Annotated in this window: 22 protein-coding genes; 11 read left to right on the forward strand and 11 right to left on the reverse strand. The window is 53.4% G+C overall.

Translation table 11 applies throughout. The features are described 5' to 3' along the window. Positions 1-11: 11 nt before the first annotated feature. The 6 genes from AC1WNR_RS13815 to AC1WNR_RS13840 form a co-directional block, all read right to left on the reverse strand. On the reverse strand, positions 12-689 hold the full coding sequence (locus AC1WNR_RS13815) for a TRAP transporter small permease (protein ID WP_481645073.1): 678 nt from the start codon (positions 687-689) through the stop codon (positions 12-14). A gap of 90 nt (positions 690-779) precedes the next feature. Beyond that, a complete protein-coding gene (locus AC1WNR_RS13820; RefSeq protein WP_481645074.1) occupies positions 780-1,769 on the reverse strand; it encodes a DctP family TRAP transporter solute-binding subunit in 990 nt (329 codons plus the stop codon). Positions 1,770-2,003: 234 nt separating this feature from the next. Beyond that, positions 2,004-2,672, reverse strand: coding sequence for an energy-coupling factor ABC transporter permease (locus AC1WNR_RS13825; RefSeq protein WP_481645075.1), 669 nt, complete (start codon positions 2,670-2,672; stop codon positions 2,004-2,006). 58 nt (positions 2,673-2,730) lie between these two features. Beyond that, positions 2,731-3,174 carry a ribosomal protein S18-alanine N-acetyltransferase gene (gene rimI / locus AC1WNR_RS13830; protein WP_481645076.1) on the reverse strand — a complete coding sequence of 148 codons (444 nt, stop codon included), beginning with the start codon at positions 3,172-3,174 and terminating at the stop codon, positions 2,731-2,733. Next, positions 3,175-4,002, reverse strand: coding sequence for a hypothetical protein (locus AC1WNR_RS13835; protein ID WP_481645077.1), 828 nt, complete (start codon positions 4,000-4,002; stop codon positions 3,175-3,177). 12 nt (positions 4,003-4,014) lie between these two features. Next, positions 4,015-5,553 (reverse strand): 2-isopropylmalate synthase, encoded by a 1,539-nt coding sequence (locus tag AC1WNR_RS13840; protein WP_481645078.1) that lies wholly within the window; start codon positions 5,551-5,553, stop codon positions 4,015-4,017. Between the two features lie 126 nt (positions 5,554-5,679). On the opposite strand from AC1WNR_RS13840, the gene AC1WNR_RS13845 reads away from it, so the two are divergent. Next, positions 5,680-6,831 (forward strand): MalY/PatB family protein, encoded by a 1,152-nt coding sequence (locus AC1WNR_RS13845; RefSeq protein ID WP_481645079.1) that lies wholly within the window; start codon positions 5,680-5,682, stop codon positions 6,829-6,831. Between the two features lie 3 nt (positions 6,832-6,834). Here AC1WNR_RS13845 and epmA read toward each other — a convergent pair whose 3' ends face one another. Continuing rightward, positions 6,835-7,800, reverse strand: a complete 966-nt coding sequence (gene epmA / locus AC1WNR_RS13850) for an EF-P lysine aminoacylase EpmA (protein ID WP_481645080.1) — start codon at positions 7,798-7,800, stop codon at positions 6,835-6,837. Positions 7,801-7,885: 85 nt separating this feature from the next. Then, the gene (gene efp / locus AC1WNR_RS13855; RefSeq protein ID WP_481645081.1) at positions 7,886-8,449 is read right to left on the reverse strand and encodes an elongation factor P; all 564 of its coding nucleotides are present in this window, start codon (positions 8,447-8,449) and stop codon (positions 7,886-7,888) included. 84 nt (positions 8,450-8,533) lie between these two features. Here efp and epmB point away from each other — a divergent pair, with 84 nt between their 5' ends. Beyond that, positions 8,534-9,547 carry an EF-P beta-lysylation protein EpmB gene (epmB, locus tag AC1WNR_RS13860; protein WP_481645082.1) on the forward strand — a complete coding sequence of 338 codons (1,014 nt, stop codon included), beginning with the start codon at positions 8,534-8,536 and terminating at the stop codon, positions 9,545-9,547. A 72-nt stretch (positions 9,548-9,619) separates the two neighbouring features. Further along, on the forward strand, positions 9,620-10,150 hold the full coding sequence (locus AC1WNR_RS13865; RefSeq protein ID WP_481645083.1) for a hypothetical protein: 531 nt from the start codon (positions 9,620-9,622) through the stop codon (positions 10,148-10,150). A 2-nt stretch (positions 10,151-10,152) separates the two neighbouring features. On the opposite strand, the gene AC1WNR_RS13870 is transcribed toward AC1WNR_RS13865, so the two are convergent. Beyond that, positions 10,153-10,470: a DUF1820 family protein gene (locus AC1WNR_RS13870; protein WP_481645084.1), complete on the reverse strand. Its 318-nt coding sequence runs from the start codon at positions 10,468-10,470 to the stop codon at positions 10,153-10,155. A gap of 191 nt (positions 10,471-10,661) precedes the next feature. On the opposite strand from AC1WNR_RS13870, the gene miaB reads away from it, so the two are divergent. The 5 genes from miaB to lnt are packed head-to-tail and all read left to right on the forward strand — an operon-like array spanning position 10,662 to position 15,789. After that, positions 10,662-12,002: a tRNA (N6-isopentenyl adenosine(37)-C2)-methylthiotransferase MiaB gene (gene miaB, locus AC1WNR_RS13875; RefSeq protein ID WP_481645085.1), complete on the forward strand. Its 1,341-nt coding sequence runs from the start codon at positions 10,662-10,664 to the stop codon at positions 12,000-12,002. A 2-nt stretch (positions 12,003-12,004) separates the two neighbouring features. After that, entirely contained in the window at positions 12,005-12,982 is a 978-nt protein-coding gene (locus AC1WNR_RS13880) for a PhoH family protein (RefSeq protein WP_481645086.1), read from the forward strand. After that, the gene (gene ybeY, locus AC1WNR_RS13885) at positions 12,979-13,443 is read left to right on the forward strand and encodes an rRNA maturation RNase YbeY (RefSeq protein ID WP_481645087.1); all 465 of its coding nucleotides are present in this window, start codon (positions 12,979-12,981) and stop codon (positions 13,441-13,443) included. Before AC1WNR_RS13880 ends, ybeY begins: the two co-directional genes overlap by 4 nt. Positions 13,444-13,456: 13 nt before the next feature. Continuing rightward, entirely contained in the window at positions 13,457-14,299 is an 843-nt protein-coding gene (locus tag AC1WNR_RS13890; RefSeq protein WP_481645088.1) for an HlyC/CorC family transporter, read from the forward strand. Positions 14,300-14,301: 2 nt separating this feature from the next. Next, positions 14,302-15,789, forward strand: a complete 1,488-nt coding sequence (gene lnt / locus AC1WNR_RS13895) for an apolipoprotein N-acyltransferase (RefSeq protein WP_481645089.1) — start codon at positions 14,302-14,304, stop codon at positions 15,787-15,789. Here lnt and AC1WNR_RS13900 read toward each other — a convergent pair. After that, on the reverse strand, positions 15,751-16,305 hold the full coding sequence (locus tag AC1WNR_RS13900) for a zinc ribbon-containing protein (RefSeq protein ID WP_481645090.1): 555 nt from the start codon (positions 16,303-16,305) through the stop codon (positions 15,751-15,753). The two genes, lnt and AC1WNR_RS13900, sit on opposite strands and share 39 nt — an antisense overlap. 191 nt (positions 16,306-16,496) lie before the next feature. On the opposite strand from AC1WNR_RS13900, the gene leuS reads away from it, so the two are divergent. Genes leuS through holA form a run of 3 tightly spaced genes read left to right on the forward strand, consistent with a single transcriptional unit; the run spans position 16,497 to position 20,623 of the window. Beyond that, positions 16,497-19,079, forward strand: a complete 2,583-nt coding sequence (gene leuS, locus AC1WNR_RS13905) for a leucine--tRNA ligase (protein ID WP_481645091.1) — start codon at positions 16,497-16,499, stop codon at positions 19,077-19,079. Positions 19,080-19,096: 17 nt separating this feature from the next. Then, the gene (locus AC1WNR_RS13910) at positions 19,097-19,585 is read left to right on the forward strand and encodes an LPS-assembly lipoprotein LptE (protein WP_481645092.1); all 489 of its coding nucleotides are present in this window, start codon (positions 19,097-19,099) and stop codon (positions 19,583-19,585) included. 6 nt (positions 19,586-19,591) lie between these two features. After that, on the forward strand, positions 19,592-20,623 hold the full coding sequence (holA, locus tag AC1WNR_RS13915; RefSeq protein WP_481645093.1) for a DNA polymerase III subunit delta: 1,032 nt from the start codon (positions 19,592-19,594) through the stop codon (positions 20,621-20,623). Positions 20,624-20,638: 15 nt separating this feature from the next. Here the strand turns inward: holA and trmL are convergent, their stop codons facing one another. Next, on the reverse strand, positions 20,639-21,091 hold the full coding sequence (gene trmL / locus AC1WNR_RS13920) for a tRNA (uridine(34)/cytosine(34)/5-carboxymethylaminomethyluridine(34)-2'-O)-methyltransferase TrmL (RefSeq protein WP_481645094.1): 453 nt from the start codon (positions 21,089-21,091) through the stop codon (positions 20,639-20,641). Between the last annotated feature and the right edge of the window lie 55 nt (positions 21,092-21,146).

Below are 21,146 nucleotides of genomic sequence, written 5' to 3' on the forward strand. Positions count from 1 at the left end.
AGATGCCCCTATTAGTCTTTAAGAACATTTTTGTTTTCGTCCACAAGGTCCTGTGCCTCGTGACCGCTGATCAGCATATGACGCTTATCAGTCCAGATATCGATAAAGGCCTGTAACGAGCGGAATGCCAGCAGTGCCAGACTCACAGGCAGTACAACCAGTACCAGCCAGCGCTGTACACGCTCTTTCACGCCAAACCAATCCATAATGAAGTCTGGCCAGCGCATCTCTTCTACACCGATATTGATCTTGTACATCTTCGCCCAGTACTCAATAGCGCCACCGCGAACATCCACGCCGAGGGCAGCCAACCAGGCTGAGTCCAGCAGAATGAGACCATAAAGCATCGTCATAGCCGCGCCAAATAGCGCCATCGCTTTACCAACCTTGCTCGGAACAGCGTTTAGAACGATATCCACCCCTAGATGAATACCCGTCTTCACGCCATAGCTCATCCCCAAGAGGATCAGCCAGGAAAACATAACCATGTTGAACTCGAGTGCGCCCGTCCAACCAGAATTGAAACCGTAGCGCGCCACAACCTGACCGAAGGAGACCAGCATGATCGATGAAATGATCAATACTAGAAGGTTCTCTTCAAGGCTTGCGACAAATTTTGGATAGAGTTTTTCCAGCCCCCAAATGGCTAGAATAAACACCAACAGATAAAGATGCGGCCAATACTGCACAGCTTTACTCCAGGTTTAGCGGGAACGAGCCCAGGGTATAAGGTAAAGCGGGCCCCTCTGGACCCGCTCGGCATCAAAGCTCTTTGATGATTAAGAGTTTGCAGCCGCTTCGATCAGGTCAGCACCGATCTGATCTTCGAACTGTTCCCAAACTGGCTTCATAGCGTCAACCCACTTCTTGCGGCCTTCCGCGTCGAGTGTGTTGATCTTGCCGCCTGCATCCAGAACGTTCTGACGGTTGCCCGCTTCCTTGTCTTTAACAGCCAAGTTAGCTTCATTGGTTACGTCATTCGCGATTTTCAGGAACTGAGCGCGCTTGTCTTCAGGCATGCTGTCCAAGAACTCTTTAGAGGTCATGAACAGGTAAGCCAGCAGCTGGTGGCTAGTTTCAGTTGTTGAGTCCTGAACCTCAAAGAACTTCTTGGTGTAGATGTTCGACCAAGTGTTTTCCTGACCGTCTACAACACCAGTCTGCAGCGCACCGTATACTTCAGCAAACGCCATAGCCTGTGGAGTACCACCCATAGCAGCGATCATCGCTTTAGCAACGTCAGAAGACTGTACGCGGAATTTCAGGCCGTTTGCATCAGAAGGCTCCAGCAGCGCTTTGTTCGCTGAGAAGTACTTCATACCAGACATCCAGTAGCCCAGACCAACGAAACCTACATCTTCCATTTCACGCAGCAGACCCTGACCCGAATCAGAGTTGGTGAAACGCATTGCAGCGTCCATGTCAGAGAAGATAAATGGCAGGTCGAATACACCGTACTTAGAGGTGTATGAACCGAACTTAGACAGTGATGGCGCAAGGATTTGAACATCGCCCAGCAGCAGAGCTTCAAGCTCCTTCGAATCGCCGAACAGAGTAGAGTTCGGGTAAACCTCTACACACATGTAACCGTTCATTTCACTGTTTACGCGCTCTGCGAAAGCGTTAGCAGCAACAACTTTAGGGTGAGTCGTACCACCCGTTACGTGGCTCAGCTTCGCGACGATTTCACCAGAATCACAGCTTGCCTGAGCAGTTGCAGCAGATACAGACAGTGCCAATGCAGATAGGCCTAGAGTCAGCTTTTTCATTATTTATATTCTCCAGTTATGTGTTTGGGCATGGCGCCCACGCTTTAATGCGACCGGAGTAATACAGAATAAATGCCAACTATGAATTTGTATTTAATTTCAATAAGTTAAAAATAATGAGCATCCATTCAATGACACTTGCGACAGGAAAAAGGCGGAATTCAACACATTTCAACATCTGGATTTTGGCGGATATCCGCCATTTTCATGGATCTGGTACAGACCCAATATACATCACTGCTCGTCAATGTATCGACGGGCATCAAAAGTGCGGATCCAGTCCGGGTGAAACACCATCAGCCCAGTCATAATGATGCCGTTTATGAGTCCCTCAGGAAACATGATGAGCGGCAGATAACGTATGTACTCTATGTAGATCTTGCCCCAGTCATGCACTTCCGCCAGACCGAAGAGCAGCGCCAAACTCAGACCTGAACTAGCAACCGTGACCCCTCCTCCGATGAAGGCAACAACGAACAGATAGATAAAGAAATTGAGCGGCAAACGCTGCTCTGCCTGACGCAGTATCAACATGCAGACGCTCGCGGGGATCAAAACCTTGGTTAGCAAATTCACCGGCAGCATCTGCCAGGGTTCAACCCCTATCAAACTGAGAAGCACTAACGCAGCGGATCCGGCGAGTAACGCCAGATCCCAGCCAAACACCAGAGCAAGTGTTGTTATACCCAAGAAATGGATACTCAACCCAGCTGAGAGACCGGCACGAAAGCTCCAGGTCAGCATCAGAATGACCGCCGCGGCGTACAACATATGCTGCAGCCGTGGCTCTGCTCGCAATACAGCAAGAGGCAGGCGTCTAACGGCAATAAAGAGTGCGGGGACTACCCAAAAAGCAGCAAACAGCTGCCAGCTTAGTCCAAGCGAAACACTCGCAGTATCCAAATCCATTCTCAATATTTTCTCAAAAAGAACTGTGAGCCAATGCGCTCAAATGACCGAGCTAACCCAAATCCAGCGACATCAAAACCGCATCTTCGGCTGCTTTTCCAGATGTTGCAGAATAATACCCCGGGCGGCGGCCATCATTGATATAGCCCAAGCTTTGGTAGAGTTTTTGCGCAGGCTCGTTACCCTCACGCACCTCCAACAAAATCCGTTCGATTCCATTTTGATGAAGCTGCTGTTGGGCTAACTCAAGTGCCGCAGCAGCGTAACCAAGGCCACGAAACTCTGGCACCACGCCAATACGCAGCAGCTCCGCCTCGGGGTTAATTACGCTGAAGCTGGCGTAACCGACTAGCTCAGCCTCTACCTCAAAGAGAAAGAGTGGAAAGCGCTGAGGGTTACTCAGATAGGAGTTCCAGAGTGATTCCGAGTAGGGATCGCTGAAACAGGCACGATCGAGTATGACCAGAGCCTCAACGCTCGCGGCTACCAGTTTCACCTAGTCAGACGCACCGCTGACAAGCGGTTGTAGATCAGCCCAGAGCTGACGTTTGATGTCAGGCAGGCGCAACACCTCTGACAGGGTCGCGCTCGCCAAGCAACTGATGTTTTTCTGCGGGTGCAGTAGTAACTGACCTCTAGCCACCTCGCTGTGTTGCTCGCCCATCACCCAGCGACTGAGCCCCGAACCTAACATCAGAATATGCTCGGCACGACTCTTCTTCTGCATCGATTCAAGCGTAAGCTGCACATATTTAAACGCTTCGTCGGCGCCCTGATTGAGTTTCGAGCCTGCCAAATGGGGCCACTGCAGCATGACTGGCAGGCTCATCTGCTGGGTATCCTCGCCTAACGCACGCACCAAGCCCACAAGCAACTTTTTATAAGCATCGCTCAGCACCTGTGGCCCGGCATTAGGCAGTTGATCAATGATGACAAAGCGCGGCGTGCGAGTCAGCGCAAAACGAAAACGCGGTACAGGCTGCGGAGCAACACGGTGTGCGATAGCGGGTGAGGTGCCGGCAATTTGACCACTTTGTTGCCCTTCATAACTAACCGGGGACGCAGCGTCCTCAGCAAGCGCCTCGCTGATATGAGCAATTGAGCGCTGCTCTGCGTGCTGCTCATCCAGCGTGTGGCCGCCTTTAGTGGCCGGTGGATTAACGATCTGTGCTGCTGCCTTTGATTGTGCCTCAGCGGATAGTTCCTGTGCAGGATGAGTAAAACTGTAGATCCAAGCGGGCGACGCCGCAGCCTTAGCGAGCGGTGCTCGGGGTAGCCAGAGATCGACTCCGAGCTGCTTCAGGTATTCAGCTTGAGTGTTCATAAGCCCAGTCAGTTACACCTGCGGATGCGCTTTGGTCTGATTAGCATCGAGCAGGTTAAGCGCATGCAGATACGCCTTGGCAGACGCGATAATGATATCGGTGTCAGCCCCCAGACCATTGACGATGCGCCCAGCTTTTTCTAAACGCACGGTCACTTCACCCTGAGAGTCTGTCCCTTCGGTAACGGCATTCACCGAGTAGATGAGTAGCGATGCACCCGATTTCGCTACCGCTTCAATCGCATTAAAGACGGCATCGACAGGACCACTTCCCTTCGCTTCAGTCTGCAACTCTTGCCCACCCATCTGCAGCACCAACTGCGCATTCGGAGTTTCACCTGTCTGTGACTGGACGCTCAAACTACTCAAATGAAACTGGTCACTCGACGCTTCGGCGCGGGTATTGCTCACGAGCGCCATCAAATCCTCATCGAATATCTCATGTTTTTTGTCGGCCAACTCTTTGAAACGACCGAAGGCGTTGTTGAGCTCCGCATCCGTACTGAAAGTGGTACCCAGCTCTTCTAGGCGCGCACGGAAAGCAGCACGGCCAGAGTGCTTACCCATCACCATCTTGTTGGTATTCCAACCAACAGACTCAGCAGTCATGATCTCGTAAGTTTCACGATGCTTGAGGACACCATCCTGATGGATACCGGACTCGTGCGCAAAGGCATTGGCTCCAACAATCGCTTTGTTGGGCTGCACCGGGAAACCAGTAACACTGGACACCAGCTTCGAGGCTGCGACTATTTGCGTCGTGTCGATATTGGTCTCCACGTTTAACAGATCTTTGCGCGTACGCATGGCCATTACGATCTCTTCGAGCGAAGCGTTACCGGCCCGTTCGCCCAGTCCGTTGACGGTACACTCAACTTGACGCGCTCCTGCGCCAACGGCAGCGAGCGAATTGGCCACCGCCAAGCCTAAGTCGTTGTGACAGTGTACCGAGAAGATCGCCTTGTCCGCATTAGGAATACGTGTGATCAACTCACCGATGTGCGCGCCAAACTCGTGCGGTACGGCGTAACCTACGGTATCAGGTATGTTAATTGTTCGGGCGCCAGCATCGATAGCAGCTTCAATAATACGGCACATAAAATCCATCTCGGAGCGGCTGGCATCCTCGAGTGAGAACTCAACGTCATCGATCAGGTTACGCGCGCGTTTGACCGCATGTACCGCCTGAGCAATAACCTGATCGGGCTCCATCTGCAGCTTGTACTTCATATGGATTGGAGAGGTCGCAATGAACGTGTGAATTCGCCCCTGGGCCGCATTAGCCAGGGCTTCACCGGCACGATCTATATCGGCATCCAGCGCGCGCGATAGAGAACAGACACGACTCTCTTTGATCTGATCGGCAATAGTTTTAACAGCCTCAAAGTCACCCGGACTCGCGATCGCAAAACCTGCCTCAATCACATCGACTCGCATGCGCTCAAGCTGACGCGCGATACGCAGCTTCTCTTCACCCGTCATCGAAGCGCCCGGGCTCTGTTCGCCGTCACGTAGAGTGGTATCGAAGATAATAACGCGATCGTTACTCATGAGGCTCTCCATTGGGATATCTAAGTCTGCAGTCACGCGACTCGCCGTAAACGCAGTGTAATCAGAAAAGTATCGAACTATGATAGCGCTTTGTGACCCAGCGAAGAAAGCTTAAAGGGGCGTTGGATGCCAGCATTTGATTTTGACCGACTGATTGATCGTACACAGAGCTCAAGTGAGAAGTGGCTGAAGTATGCGGGCACCGAGATTCTGCCGCTCTGGGTTGCCGATACCGACTTTCAGTCACCGCCCTGCGTTATTGAAGCCCTTCAGAATCGAATTGACCATGGCGTGTTTGGCTATACCGATACGCCCGCATCGCTGAACCAGGCATTCGTTGAGCGGATGCAACGACTCTACCAGTGGCAACTTCAGTCTGAACAACTAATCTGGCTACCCGGTTTAGTCTGCGGTCTAAATCTGGCTGTTCGCGCCTACTGTGACGCAAACGGGGCAGCAATGAGCGCTACTCCGATCTACCCCCCGTTTAAAAGCGCACCTCGTCTGTCAAATCGCGAAGTGATCAGCCTGCCGATGCGCCAAGCGGGCGAGCATCAAATTATCGATTTCGAGGCGCTGGAGAAAGCCATTGCTAAACAGACTCAGTTACTGCTCTTCTGTAATCCGCACAACCCCGGCGGCGCGGTCTACCGCAGAGCAGAACTTGAGCAACTTGCCGAGATTGTTATTCGTCACGACCTGACCATCTGCAGCGACGAGATTCATTGCGACCTAATCCTAGAACCCGATCTTTGTCACACGCCAATCGCGAGTCTAGGGCCAGAAATCGCCGCACGCACCATTACACTGATGGCGCCCAGCAAAACCTGGAATATCGCGGGCTTAGGCTGTTCAGTCGCTGTGATCGAAAACGACGAGCTACGCAAACGTTTCGCTCGCACCCGCAAAGGGATAGTACCTGGCGTTAATCTGCTAGGGTTCACCGCGGCAGAAGCTGCTTACCGAGACGGTGATGAGTGGAACCGACAGCAGCTTGGCTACCTGCGGGCGAATCGAGACTATCTATTTGACCAGATAAACAGTATTCCCGGGCTCAGCATGCCAGCTAACGAGGCGACCTACCTGGCGTGGATTGATGCGAGCAGCCTGAAACTATCATCGCCGCATAAGTTCTTTGAAGAGGCTGGAGTTGGCCTCTCAGACGGTGCCGATTTTGGTGATGCTCAGTCGGTACGACTCAATTTTGGTTGCCCCAGAAGCCGACTAGAAGAGGCTGTTCGCCGCATGCGTCATGCGGTTGAGACGCTTCAGCTGTAGCGATCAGGCACGTTCAAACGCGAAGGGAATCACCTCTTGGATACTCGAGAGCCCGAGCTTGATCATCAATAGTCGATCAAAGCCAAGTGCCACGCCGGAGCAGTTCGGGAAACCCGCTTCTAATGCCGCCACCAGACGCGTCTCCAGAGGACGTTGCGGCAGCCCTTTCTCGCCTCTGAATTGATCATCGGCCTGCAGCCGATCAGCCTGTTCCTTTGGATCACGTAACTCCTGGTAGCCGTTTGCTAACTCCATACCACCGGCGTAGAGCTCAAACCGTGTAGCTACCAAAGTTCCTTGCTCATCACTCTTCACCTCAGATAAGGCGGCTTGAGAGGCTGGAAAATCATACACCAATACCGGTTCGATCAGCTTCGGTTCAATCAGGTGTGACATCACCAGCTCAAGCCAGGTGTCTTTGCGATCATCGGTGAAGGGCGTATCGAAATGCGGTTCTAGCAGCGTTTTGAGCTCGCTTATACTCGCCGTATGTGGATCTAGACCCACATATCGCAGAAAGAGCTCACGATAACTCAAACGCTCCCAATGCTGTTCGCCGAGTACCTCCGTTACCAATGCTTGCACTTCATCCATCAACTCAGCACTGCTAAATCGGGGGCGATACCACTCCAGCATAGTGAACTCAGGGTTATGTAGGCGCCCTACTTCGCCATTTCGGAACGCCTTACCTAGCTGATAGATCGGACCTGAATCAGCCGCTAACAACCGTTTCATCGCATATTCGGGTGAACTCTGTAAAAAGAGGGATTGAGTTTCACCACCCGGATAGGGGTGATAACTCACCTGAAGTGAATCAATAAAGGGGTCGCTCACCGCCGCATGAGACATACACTGGGTATCCACCTCCATAACCCCACGTGCTGCGAAAAAAGCGCGCACCTGCGCCAGCAGCTTTGCACGTTCGCGTAGCGTTTGAATTTCAGCGGTGGGTTGCCAGTGGTGGTTCATATTATCTCCCGGAACTGAAAAGGGGTCAGACCCTAATTAATTCAAAGAATTAATTAGGGTCTGACCCCTCTTGTGGATCTATGCCTTAAGCGCGGCTTACGTACTCACCGGTACGAGTATCGATACGCAGGACCTCACCTTCGTTGATGAATAGAGGTACTTTGACAACAGCACCGGTGCTCATCTTCGCTGGCTTGGAACCGCCGTTCGCTGTATCGCCCTTCAGTCCCGGATCGGTCTCAACCACTTGCAGCTCTACAAAGTTAGGCGGAGTCACTGCGATCGGGTTATCGTTCCAAAGGGTGATCATCACTTTATCGCCCTCTTTCAGCCATTTGGCGCCCTCAGCAACTGCATTCTGGTCAGCAGCATACTGCTCGAAGCTCTGCGGCTCCATGAAGTGCCACATCTCACCGTCGCTGTAGAGGTACTCCATGTCACGATCCATAACGTCAGCAGTTTCAGCTGATTCGTTCGACTTGAAGGTACGCTCCCAGATACGACCGGTGAGCAGGTTGCGCAGACGCACGCGGGTAAAGGCTTGCCCTTTACCAGGCTTAACAAACTCGACTTCAACCATGTTACAAGGGTCGCCATCGACCATCACTTTCATACCAGTTTTAAACTGGCCGCTTGATACGTTGCCCATCAAATTTATCCACATTGACGTTTAGTTTGACGCGCATTCTACTTGAAAGGAGAATGCCGGCCAAACAGTTAAAGTGTGAATTCGATGCAAGCGCTTAATTTCCCACCCGCCGACTGGCAAATGAGCCTTAAGAACCTGGTAACTGATCCAGCTGAACTGCTTGCACTGCTCAACCTCTCCGCTGAGCATCTTCCAGCTGCTGAGCGCGCCGCCAAGCTTTTTGGACTGCGTGTACCTCGAGAATTCGTCGCACTAATGCAGCCCGGCGACATCCATGACCCACTACTCAAACAGGTACTGCCGATCGACGCTGAGTTCGTTGATAAAGCCGGTTTTATTACCGACCCGTTAGAGGAGTCGGAAGCGCGTCCAGTACCTGGCGTGGTGCATAAGTACAAAGACAGACTTTTGCTGATTCTCAGTGGTGCCTGTGCGATCAACTGCCGCTACTGCTTCCGGCGACATTTCCCCTATGAAGAGAACCGCATAAGTGGCCCTGCTAAAGAGCGAGCGCTGGACTACATTCGCACGCATACTGAACTACGGGAGGTGATTCTCTCAGGCGGCGATCCTTTGGTGAGTTCGGATAAGCGCTTGGAGGATCTAATTAGCGAACTCAGCGCCATTGAACATATCGAGCGGCTGCGAATTCACTCACGTCTGCCGGTTGTGATTCCTAGCCGTGTAACTGAGCGCTTGGTGAGGATATTAAGTAACTCAGGACTTCAAACGGCTCTGGTTCTGCACATTAACCACCCTCAGGAGATAAGCGCAGAGCTAACCGACGCCTGTCTGCGGCTGCGCAACGCCGGCATCACGCTACTGAATCAGGCGGTAATTTTGCGTGGAATTAACGACCAAACTGAGATTCAAGTTGAGCTCAGCCGGACCCTCTATCGAAGCGCGATACTGCCTTACTACCTATTCCTGTTTGATCCGGTCAAAGGCGCCAGCCATTTCGATCTACCAGAACCGCAAGCACAAGCACTCGCCGCTCAAATGCAAGCTCAGTTGCCCGGCTACCTCATGCCTAGGTTGGCAAAGGAGATTCCTGGACAGCCCTCTAAAACGCTGATCCAAGCAAAACCTACTGATTAATTATTAGGCAGCTTGAACTAATTCGGTGTATAACGGTCTTAACCTAAGATTAATAGGGAGTTGTCACCGAGAATGTCCAATAAAAGAACGGTACAGTTAATCTTTGTATCACTGGCAGCGCCACTGCTGCTGGCAGGATGTGTTACCACCAAGGATAAAGTCGCTGAAGCACCCGTACCGCCTCCGATGCCAGAGCAGCGGCTTGTTGTTCACGACCTCACCACAGAGACTGGTAAAAAACAGTTAGTTGCAGCGCAGGTCGACTTCACCAATAAAACCGGGCGTTCGCTCGAGTATGTAATGTTCAAAACCACCGCTTTTGACCGACAAGGGCAGGTTGTTCCGTCTTTCAAAAGCGGCCGCCCCAACGCTTGGTTGCGAATTGCTGGGCCACTACAGCCGGGAAGTCGTACCGGTGCTCAACGCTGGGAGAAAGTCTGGGCTAGCTCGGCGATCAACTGCTTCCGCATCGAAGGGGCCGAGGTTATCTATGAGGACTCCAGCGTCGAATTCTTTCAGCTTGACCAGATCGAATTGGACCTCGCAATGATCCCCCCTGCCCTCTGCCAGGAGGTGGACGGGAGCTTAGCTCTCACCGAGTAACATCAATCCCGACTCATCAGAGTCGGGAATGCCGTTACCGTACCTTTAGCGTCTGATACGCGTGGAGTCCCACGCTTCTCAACCTGATCGATTTGAATGATCGCCTGCAGCGGCACGAAAGAGCGCTCCACCCCCTCAAACTGCTGTTTCAGTTTCTCCTCGGAAGGATCAATCAGCACATCGGTTTTAGAACCAAACACAAACCCTTCAAGCGCGATAAAGCCCCACATATCCGCAGTGTAAACCTGCTCACAGTAGAGTTCGTACACCTTATCCCGATTTACATAGCTGACCCGGTAGAGACGTTTATCTTCGGCCATTTACTTAGCTCCAAAACACTATATTGCTGGGTAGATGGGGGTGCGCATGTAAAAAACAAGCGCTGATCAATTTCTGGTCAGTCTTATATGGCTCAGGTATAATCTCGCGCCCCGGTTTTATGGGGTTTTACCGTTTTAACATGCCCCGCCTCGGCATCCGGCTCAGTAACGATTTAACGAACAGGTGACACATGACTAAAAAGCTCTTTATCAAGACACACGGATGTCAGATGAACGAGTATGACTCTGCCCGTATGGCCGATCTCCTCGGTGATAGCCACCAGTTAGAGTTGACCGAAAACCCGGAAGAGGCAGATGTCTTGCTGCTAAACACCTGTTCAATCCGCGAGAAGGCGCAGGAGAAGGTTTTCCACCAGTTGGGTCGCTGGCGTCTGCTGAAAGAGCAGAAGCCCGGACTGATGATCGGTGTTGGTGGCTGTGTTGCTAGCCAAGAGGGCGAGGCCATACGTGACCGTGCACCCTTCGTTGATATGATCTTCGGCCCGCAGACACTGCACCGCCTTCCTGAGATGATTGAGGATACTAAGGGGGGCAAAGTGGGCATTGTCGATGTCAGCTTCCCGGAAATAGAGAAATTTGATCACCTGCCCGCCCCAAAAGTTGAGGGTGCAGAGGCGTTTGTCTCTGTTATGGAGGGGTGCAGCAAATACTGTACCTTCTGTGTTGTGCCATACACTCGCGGTGAAGAGGTGAGCCGCCCACTCGATGATGTAATCACTGAGTGTATCGAGCTGGCTGAGCAGGGTGTTCGTGAAGTGAATCTGCTGGGTCAAAACGTCAATGCCTACCGTGGTGAGACAGCCGATGGCGACCATGCAGACCTTGCTGAGCTTATTCGCGCCGTGGCACAGATCGATGGAATCGACCGCATACGCTTTACCACCTCACATCCAGTCGAGTTCAGTGACTCGCTGATCGAGGTCTATGACGAAGTGCCCGAACTAGTGAGCCATCTACACCTGCCGGTTCAGAGCGGTTCGGACCGCGTGCTGATGGCGATGAAGCGCGGCCACACCTGCCTAGAGTACAAATCTAAGCTGCGCCGCATCAAAGCGAAGCGTCCGGATATTAGCTTCTCGTCTGACTTCATTATCGGCTTCCCAGGCGAAACCGAAGCGGATTTTGCCGCCACAATGAAACTGATCGAGGATATAGGTTTCGACACCTCATTTAGCTTCATCTACAGTCGCCGCCCCGGCACACCGGCATCGGATCTACCGGATGATGTCACCGAAGAGACCAAGAAACAGCGTCTGCACATTTTGCAGAGCCGCATTACGCAGAACGCGCTGCAGATCAGCCGCCGCATGGTAGGCAGCACACAGCGCATCTTAGTCAACGGTTACTCTAAGAAGGACCCTGGTCAGCTCAGCGGTCGTACTGAAAACAACCGTGTGGTGAACTTCCGTTGTGACAATCCAGATCTAATCGGTCACTTCGCTGATGTGAAGATCGTTGAGGCGCTGCCAAACTCCCTCATCGGTGAGCTAATCAGCTCGGAGCTAGATTGAGTATGAGCGCAGATCGCGGCAACCACCTCATCCGTCTACAGCCCGAGGACGGCGCAGCACTGGCCAATTTTTGCGGCCAATTTGATGAGCACCTCAAACTGATCGAAGAACGCACTGGCGTGCGCGTCAGCAGCCGCGGTTTCACCCTCGAACTCGAAGGCGAGCTCGCGCAATTGCGCCCGGTAACAGAGCTGCTCGAGAAGCTCTACCAGGATGCCATTAATGGTCTACCGCTGTCGCCAGCCGAAGTGCATCTAGGTATTCAACAGACCGGTATTCAGGCCCGCAACGCCCAAGCAGAAGAGTCGGAAGTCAGCATCCGTACTCGCAAGGTGCTGATTCGACCGCGCGGCGAAAATCAACAGGGGTATGTGCGCTCGATCCGCTATCACGATATTAATTTCGGCATTGGACCGGCCGGCACCGGTAAGACGTACCTCGCCGTAGCTTGCGCTGTAGAAGCGCTAGAGCGCGAAGAGGTGAGCCGCATTCTATTGGTGCGTCCGGCAGTCGAAGCGGGAGAAAAGCTTGGTTTTCTGCCTGGCGACCTCAGCCAGAAAGTGGACCCTTACCTGCGCCCGCTCTATGACGCTCTCTACGATATGCTTGGATTTGAGAAGGTCAGCAAACTGATCGAGAAGAACGTCATTGAGATCGCGCCGCTGGCCTACATGCGCGGACGTACACTCAACAACGCCTATGTCATTCTTGATGAGAGTCAGAACACCACGCGTGAGCAGATGAAGATGTTTCTAACGCGTATCGGATTCGGCTCTACTGCTGTCATTACCGGCGACACGACTCAGGTGGATCTACCCAAGGGTATTCGCTCGGGCCTGCTGCATGCGCTTGAGGTGCTCGAGGGTGTAAAAGGTATCGGTTTCACCCATTTCACGGCACGCGACGTCGTGCGCCATCCGATTGTGCAGCACATTGTTCTGGCCTATGAACGCTACGAAGCCAAGCAGGACAAAGCATGAGCCTCTATCTGGAAGTGATTCGCGACGTCGACAATTCGGATCTGCCCGACGATAACGACTTCGAGCGCTGGGCTCAGTTGGCGATTAATGGGCGCAGAGACGGTGGCGAGCTCTGTATTCGTATCGTCACCCCCGAGGAGAGCCAGGAGCTAAACCGCGACTACCGTGGCAAGGATAAGCCTACTAACGTGCTCTCCTTCCCGTTCGAAGCGCCACCAATTGAACTTCCAGACGGTCTGCCGATAGATATTCTGGGCGATCTGGCGATCTGCGCTGAGGTTGTTGCGCGTGAAGCGCAGGAGCAAAACAAGCTATTGGCCCACCATTGGGCCCATATGGTCATACATGGAACCTTGCATCTGCTGGGTTTCGATCATATAAATGATGACGAAGCTGAGATCATGGAGTCTCTAGAGCGTGAACTACTCGCTCAACTCCAGATCCCAGATCCCTATGCTTAATATCTGAGGATTTATGAGCGAAGACCGATCGAGCGGCTCATCCAAGACATTCTTTGGCAAACTTGCCCAAGCATTCTCGGACGAGCCGAAAACCCGCGATGACCTCCTAGAGGTACTTTATGAAGCCGGCGATACCGGCATCCTGGATACCGATGCACTCTCCATTGTTGAGGGCGCGATTCAAGTAACCGATATGCAAGTGCGTGATGTTATGATTCCGCGCTCGCAGATGGTGGTGGTTCAGATGGATCAGCACCCCCGCGAATTTATGCCCACTATCATCTCCAGCGCGCACTCGCGCTTTCCGGTGGTTGGCGAGAACCAGGATGAGGTCGCTGGCATCCTGCTAGCGAAAGATCTGCTCCCCTACGCCCTTGAAGGCAACCTCGACGATTTCGATCTTGGCGCTCATCTGCGTAAACCTACCTTCATCCCAGAGAGCAAACGCCTGAATGTGTTGCTGCGCGAATTCCGTATAAACCGCCATCACATGGCCGTGGTCGTCGATGAGTACGGCGGTGTCGCAGGTTTGGTCACTATCGAGGATGTGCTGGAGCAGATCGTTGGTGAAATTGAGGATGAGCACGACGCTGAAGACGATGATGGCAACATCAAACCGTTCGATGATGACGGCTTTATTGTTAAAGCACTGACAGACATCGAAGACTTCAACGAGTACTTCGATGTCGGCCTACCGGACGATGATTTCGATACCATCGGCGGTCTGGTAACACGTCAATTCGGTCATCTTCCGGCTAAGGGTGAGACGATTGATTACGAAGGATTCAACTTCACTGTACTTGCGGCTGACAACCGCCGCCTTCGTCTGATCCAGGTTCGTCGTAACAAGGACTAGGCGTGCTGCGAGCATCTTCAATTAGCCAGATACTGTTGATGCTCTTGGCCGGTGCGAGTGCCACACTCAGCTTCGCCCCGTTCAACTGGCCCGCGTTCTCGCTGATTTCTGTTATCGCAGCCTATCTGCTACTGCAACGCAGTCGATCGGGCTGGCGCTCAGGCTGGCTCTACGGCTCTGGATTCTTTGGAGCTGGGGTTAGCTGGGTGTATGTGAGCATTCACTATCACGGCGGCATGAACGCTCCGGTGGCAGCGCTGATGACGGCACTCTTCTGTGTCGGTTTGGGTCTGCTTTTCGCTCTGCAGTTCTACCTCTACAAGCGGATATTCAAACACCCCAGCCCCATCGGTTTCGGCGCACTCTGGATCGGATTTGAGTGGCTGCGCAGCTGGCTGTTGACGGGTTTTCCCTGGCTCTACCTCGGATATGGCTGGATTGATACACCCCTGGCGAATCTAGCGCCGCTGGGCGGTATCTGGCTGGTGAGCTCTGCTGTCGTTGTATTGGCGTTACTGGTCGCCTTTGCGATCCAGCATCGCGAATCTAAGACCCTGATTACAGCACTACTGCTCTTTGCTGGCATCAATTTTGTGCCGCCGGCGTCTATCGACCAATCGGGACGCTCAATCAAACTCGCTCTGATACAACCCAATATCAGCCAATCACTTAAGTGGCAGCAGAGCCACTTCGACAGCCACATTAGGCAACTCGGCGAACTCAGCCTTGATGCACCAGACGCCCAGTGGATAATTTGGCCAGAGACTGCCATTCCGCGGCTTATCAACTCAAGCTTTGATGTTCTCAGTCCATGGATCAATGAGCTGGATCGCCGCAACCAAATACTCGTATCGGGTTTCCCTCGCAGAGAGTGGCGTGATGATGCTGAGCGCTGGGTCTACCTCAACTCCATCGGCACACTTACGGGCTTCCCAAGCGTCTACGACAAACAGCGGCTGGTCCCTTTTGGCGAGTACATACCAATGGAGAACTGGCTGCGCGGAGCGATCGAGTTTTTCGACCTGCCGATGTCGAGCTTCTCACTACCCAATAAACAGAGCACGCCTCTGCAGATTGGTGATACGCCGGTCGCTGCATCTGTCTGCTATGAGATCGCTTATCCCGAACTGGTTCGATCAGAGGTCAACGCAGGCACGAGTTTGATGCTAACCGTCTCCAACGATACCTGGTTTGAGGGCTCGCACGGTCCCGCGCAGCACCTGCAGATTGCGCGCATGCGTGCGCTGGAGAATCACCGCTGGTTGATTCGCGCAACGAATAACGGTCACACCGCAGTGATCGACCCCCTGGGCCGGATTGCGGCTCAAGCGCCGGATCGTTCCACTCAGGTGTTACAGACTGAGGTCTGGCCCAACACCGAGAGCACGGTTTATCAACGCTTTGGAAGCTACCCGACTCTGTTGGGCTGGCTAGTACTATTTGTTGTCGCGCTAATCTACTCGCGTCGGCAGCGGTCGTTCAAACACTAAACCGCCACAATCAGCGCAGGGCTCGATACGCCCAGTCTCCTGCAACTGCTGCTGCGCACTACAGTGCAGACAGCGCAGCGTACCCGGCACTGTTACCTCTCCGCTCAAGTACTGCTCCTCACCATGATCGAGCTGCTCTCGCAGTAACTCATAATCGATTCGACTGCGATCGGCGACGGCTAATAAACGCTCAACAACGCTCTGCTCCAGCAGTGCCAAATCGAACTTGAGCCACTGTGCTAGGGTTGCACCCACCTCATGTAGAGTGAATCCGAGCGACTTAAGGTCGCGCCGCAGGTAGGCCGCCAACAGCTGCGCCTCATCTTTGGTCAACTCCTCTGCGGCCTGATCTATCGCGACCGCCTCCTCAATCTGCTGCTCGATAAACTCCCAGGTTTTCACGCCCGAATCATCCAACTTGTGTATCAGATTATCGAGGATGCGGTCGTAGTTTTGCGGGTTAGCATTCGGTTGCTGCGGTGCTTGTTTAGGGTCGTGCTTCGATCCGTGCTCCATTTTCCTCTCTCCTCAGGCCAACTGGGGCCTTTGTGCGACCTGCCAGGCTGTTTGCTCAGTCACAATTATTGTATGCTTAGCAGTATTGACTAAGTTTATGAAACTAACCATTGAGCGGTGTCAGCCTAAGGCCTTTTCTTCAGGAAAACGCCCACGCCAGACACCGTTTTTCTATGCACTGATACAGGCCGATGAACGAAAACTACCAGCCCCAAACGATCGAATCTCAAATCCAGCAGAAATGGGACGATACCAACGCCTTCAAAGTTGAAGAGAATAGCGATAAAGAGAAGTTCTACTGTCTGTCGATGTTCCCTTACCCAAGTGGGCGGCTACACATGGGTCACGTTCGTAACTACACCATCGGCGATGTGATCTCGCGCTATCAGCGCATGCAGGGCAAGAACGTGCTTCAGCCTATGGGTTGGGATGCCTTCGGCCTACCCGCAGAGAACGCTGCACTGAAAAACAATGTGCCGCCAGCCAACTGGACCTACTCCAACATCGACTACATGCGTAATCAGCTCAAACAGATGGGCTTTGGTTACGACTGGTCACGTGAATTAGCGACCTGTCACCCTGAGTACTACCGTTGGGAGCAGTGGTTCTTCACTCGCCTGATGGAGAAGGGTGTCGTCTACAAAAAAGATGCAGAGGTGAACTGGGACCCGGTCGACCAAACTGTTCTAGCAAACGAGCAGGTTATCGATGGTCGTGGATGGCGCTCGGGCGCTTTGGTGGAGCGCAAGAAGATTCCACAGTGGTTCCTAAAGATTACCGACTACGCCGATCAGCTCCTGAATGACCTCGACCAGCTGCGCTGGCCTGAGCAGGTGCGCACTATGCAGCGCAACTGGATCGGTCGCTCCAAGGGTGTCGAGCTGAGCTTTGATGTTGCCGGTTACGGTCCACTAGAGGTCTACACGACTCGCCCGGATACCCTTATGGGTGTCACCTACGTTGCTGTGGCAAGTCAGCATCCTCTGGCGCTCGCTGCTGCTCAGAAAGATGCTGACATCGCGGCCTTCATTGAAGAGTGTCGTCACCAGAAAGTGGCTGAAGCTGAGATGGCGCAGATGGAGAAGAAAGGTATGCCGCTAGGCATCACCGCTATCCATCCGCTGACCGGCGAAGAGGTTCCTGTCTGGACCGCTAACTTCGTACTGATGGATTACGGCTCAGGCGCGGTCATGTCGGTACCGGCACACGACCAGCGCGACTACGAATTTGCAGTTAAGTACAACCTGCCAATCAAACAGGTGGTTAAGCCTCTGGATGAGAAGATCGAGATCGATCTGGGTAAAGAGGCGTTCACTGAGAAAGGCGTACTGGTTAACTCGGGTGATTTTGATGATCTCGAATTCGACCTCGCTTTCAAAGCGATCGCAACCGAGCTTGAGAGCAAAGGTCGAGGCAAGGTGACTATTCAGTTCCGTCTGCGTGACTGGGGCGTTTCGCGCCAGCGCTACTGGGGTGCACCCATCCCAGTTGTGAACTGTAATAGCTGTGGCGCCGTGCCGGTACCTGAAGATCAGTTGCCTGTACTGCTGCCTGAAGAGGTCACCTTTGATGGTGTCGGCTCACCGATCAAGAAGATGGAGAGCTTCATCAAGACCAGCTGCCCGAAGTGTGGCGCTGACGCCGAGCGCGAAACTGACACCTTCGACACCTTTATGGAGTCGAGCTGGTACTTCGCCCGCTACGCCAGCCGCTTCAGCGATAACAAGATGCTCGACCCTAAAGCCGCTAACTACTGGCTGCCAGTGGATCAGTACATCGGCGGTATCGAACATGCGATCCTGCACCTACTCTACTCGCGCTTCTACCACAAACTACTGCGTGACGAAGGTCTGGTTAACTCTGATGAGCCGTTCGCTGGCCTGCTGTGTCAGGGTATGGTTTTGGCAGATAGCTATTACTACGAAGATGCGCAGGGCGGTAAAGTATGGGTATCACCTGCTGAAGTACAGGTCGAAACTGATGACAAAGGCCGCATCACCGCAGCCAAGCATGCCGAGAGCGGGCAGCCATTGATTCACGACGGCATGTCGAAGATGTCGAAGTCGAAGAACAACGGCATCGACCCGCAGGTGATGATCGACAAATACGGTGCTGACACCGTGCGCCTGTTTATGATGTTCGCCGCTCCCCCAGAACAGTCTCTGGAGTGGTCTGACTCAGGTGTCGAGGGTGCTCACCGCTTCCTCAAACGTCTGTGGAAACAAGTGTCTGACCATCTGGCACAAGGCCCTGTGGTTGCGCTGGATAAGAATAGCCTAAGCGATGCCGCTAAGGAGCTGCGCCGCAAGACCCATGAAACAATTCAGAAGGTTAGCGACGACATCGAGCGCCGCCAAACCTTCAACACGGCTATCGCCGCGGTAATGGAGCTATCAAACAGCATTAGTCGCGCAGCCGACACCTCCGAGCAGGGTCGCGCCGTGATTCAGGAAGCACTGGTAGCCGGCGTGCAGCTGCTGTCACCGATCGTGCCTCACGTTGCTGATGTTCTGCTGACTGAACTGACGGGTTCAGCTCAAGCCGACAACTGGCCGAAATTCGACGAGTCTGCGCTAGAGCGCGACAGCGTTGATCTGGTTGTACAGGTAAACGGTAAGCTACGCGCGCGTATCAACGTGTCAGCCGATGCCGACAAAGCTGTGATCGTACAGATGGCGCTGGCTGAGCCGAACGTGCAGAAACATATGGAAGGCAAAGCGGTTCGCAAAGAGATCGTTGTGCCGGGTAAACTGGTTAACCTCGTCGTAGGTTAAGGTTGTAAGGGAATAAGATGAAGCGTCGCGCGACTCTTGTACTGCTCTGTTCGCTGGCACTGAGTGCCTGCGGATTTAAACTCAAAGGCCTCTATGAGGTCCCTGAGGCACTACAACAACTCGTAATGGTCGAGCAGAGCGCGCAGCCCACCGCTCTGGGTCGCGAGCTGGTCAAACAGCTTAGCGGCTCAGGGGTAGTGATTAGCGAATCCGCTCCCTACCGTCTTGAACTTGGCACCGCACGCTACAACAAACGTGCTCTGACGCTTAGCGCTCGCGCTGAAGCCTTGGAGTATGAGTTGAGCGGACGCGTAAGCTTTGCCCTCTATCAGGGTGACAACGAAACCCCTGTGCTCGAGCGTGAAGTTCGCGCTGACCGAAGTTACAGTGAGAACTCCAACACGCTGGCTCTTGAGTCGTTGGAGAGCAGCTATCAAGCAGAGCTGAACCGCGCGCTGGCAGACCAAATCGTACGCCAGTACCTGAGCTACGCGCCGGCTAACTAACGTTAGATGAAGGTCAAAGCGGAGCAACTCGCCAAAACGCTGGAGCGCAGCAATGAGCCGTTGCCGATCTATCTGGTAACCGGTGATGAGGCGCTACTGCACGGCGAAGCCGCTGACCTGATCCGCGCTAAGCTACGCGAGCTCGATTTCTCAGAGCGTGAGCTGATGCATGTCGATGCACAGTTCAACTGGGATCAGGTATTCGAGTCAGCCAATAGCCTCTCGCTGTTTGCCGAACGTAAAATCATTGAGCTGCGCCTCGGCTCGCAAAAAATCCTGAAGGCGACCAGTGATCTGCTGCAACGCTACCTCGACAATCCAGCCCCAGATACAGTCCTGCTAATCCTTGCAGACCGCTTCGATGGCAGCGCTAAAAAGAGCGCCTGGTTTAAAACCATTGAGACCAAGGGGATGATCGTTGAGATCTGGCCGGTTGAAGTAGAGGCACTGCCCGGCTGGTTGACACAGCGCGCAGCCACTATGGGGCTGAGCTTCGAACCGGAAGCACTTCAGAGCCTTGCTGATCGGGTAGAGGGAAACCTACTCGCCGCACAACAAGAGTTACAAAAGCTCACTCTGGTCTACCCCAATCAGCAGCTCACACTCGATCAGGTCGATGCTGCGGTGAGTGACAGTTCACGCTTTGATATTTTCGCTCTCACGGACGCTGCACTGCAGTGCCAGGCTGCACGTTGCCAACATATCGTTCACGCGCTGCGCCAAGAGGGTCTTGAGGCTCCGGTAGTGCTTTGGGCACTCACCCGCGAATTGCGCAGTCTGCATCGGGTTATTGAGGGCATCGCTCAAGGCAAAAATTACGATCAGCTGGCGCAGCGTGAGCGCATCTGGGGTAAGCGCAAAACTCTGGTACGCACAGCCAGTCGCCGTGTGCGTCTGTCCGAACTTGAAGCGATGCTGCGAACAGCGGGTGAGGCGGACGCGGCGATCAAGGGCCAAAACCGAGCAGACCCTTGGCTGCTGATTGCTCAGATCAGCCTGAGATTGGCTGGCGTTAAGCTACCGCTGCTCGCCTCCTGATATCCACTCCTAGGTCTAGGAGCTGGCAAAACCGAGCTGACGCCAGGCCTCATACACCACGATCGCACAGGCATTGGAAAGATTTAGGCTACGAGAGTTCTCTAGCATCGGCAGGGTGATCGGCGTGGTTGAGTCGAGCACCTCCTGCGGAAGGCCTCGCGTTTCTGGACCTAAAAGAATCATATCCCCAACGGCAAACTGGTGATCTGAATAACGCGCATCTGTTTTGGTTGTCATCGACAGAATGCGTTGAGGTTGGAGCGCATCTACACAGGCCTCTAAGCTAGGGTAGACCTTGAGCTCAGCAAATTCATGATAGTCCAGTCCCGCCCGACGCAGACGCTTATCATCCAACTCAAAACCGAGCGGTTCAATTAAGTGCAAACGAAAACCAGTATTGGCGCAGAGACGGATTATATTCCCGGTGTTCGGTGGGATTTCAGGCTGATAAAGGACCACATCTAGCACAGGAGGTTCTACTCTCTATCTATTGGCTAAACAGAGCTTCAACGCGAGCTCAATG

Source organism: Marinobacterium marisflavi (assembly GCF_982447095.1).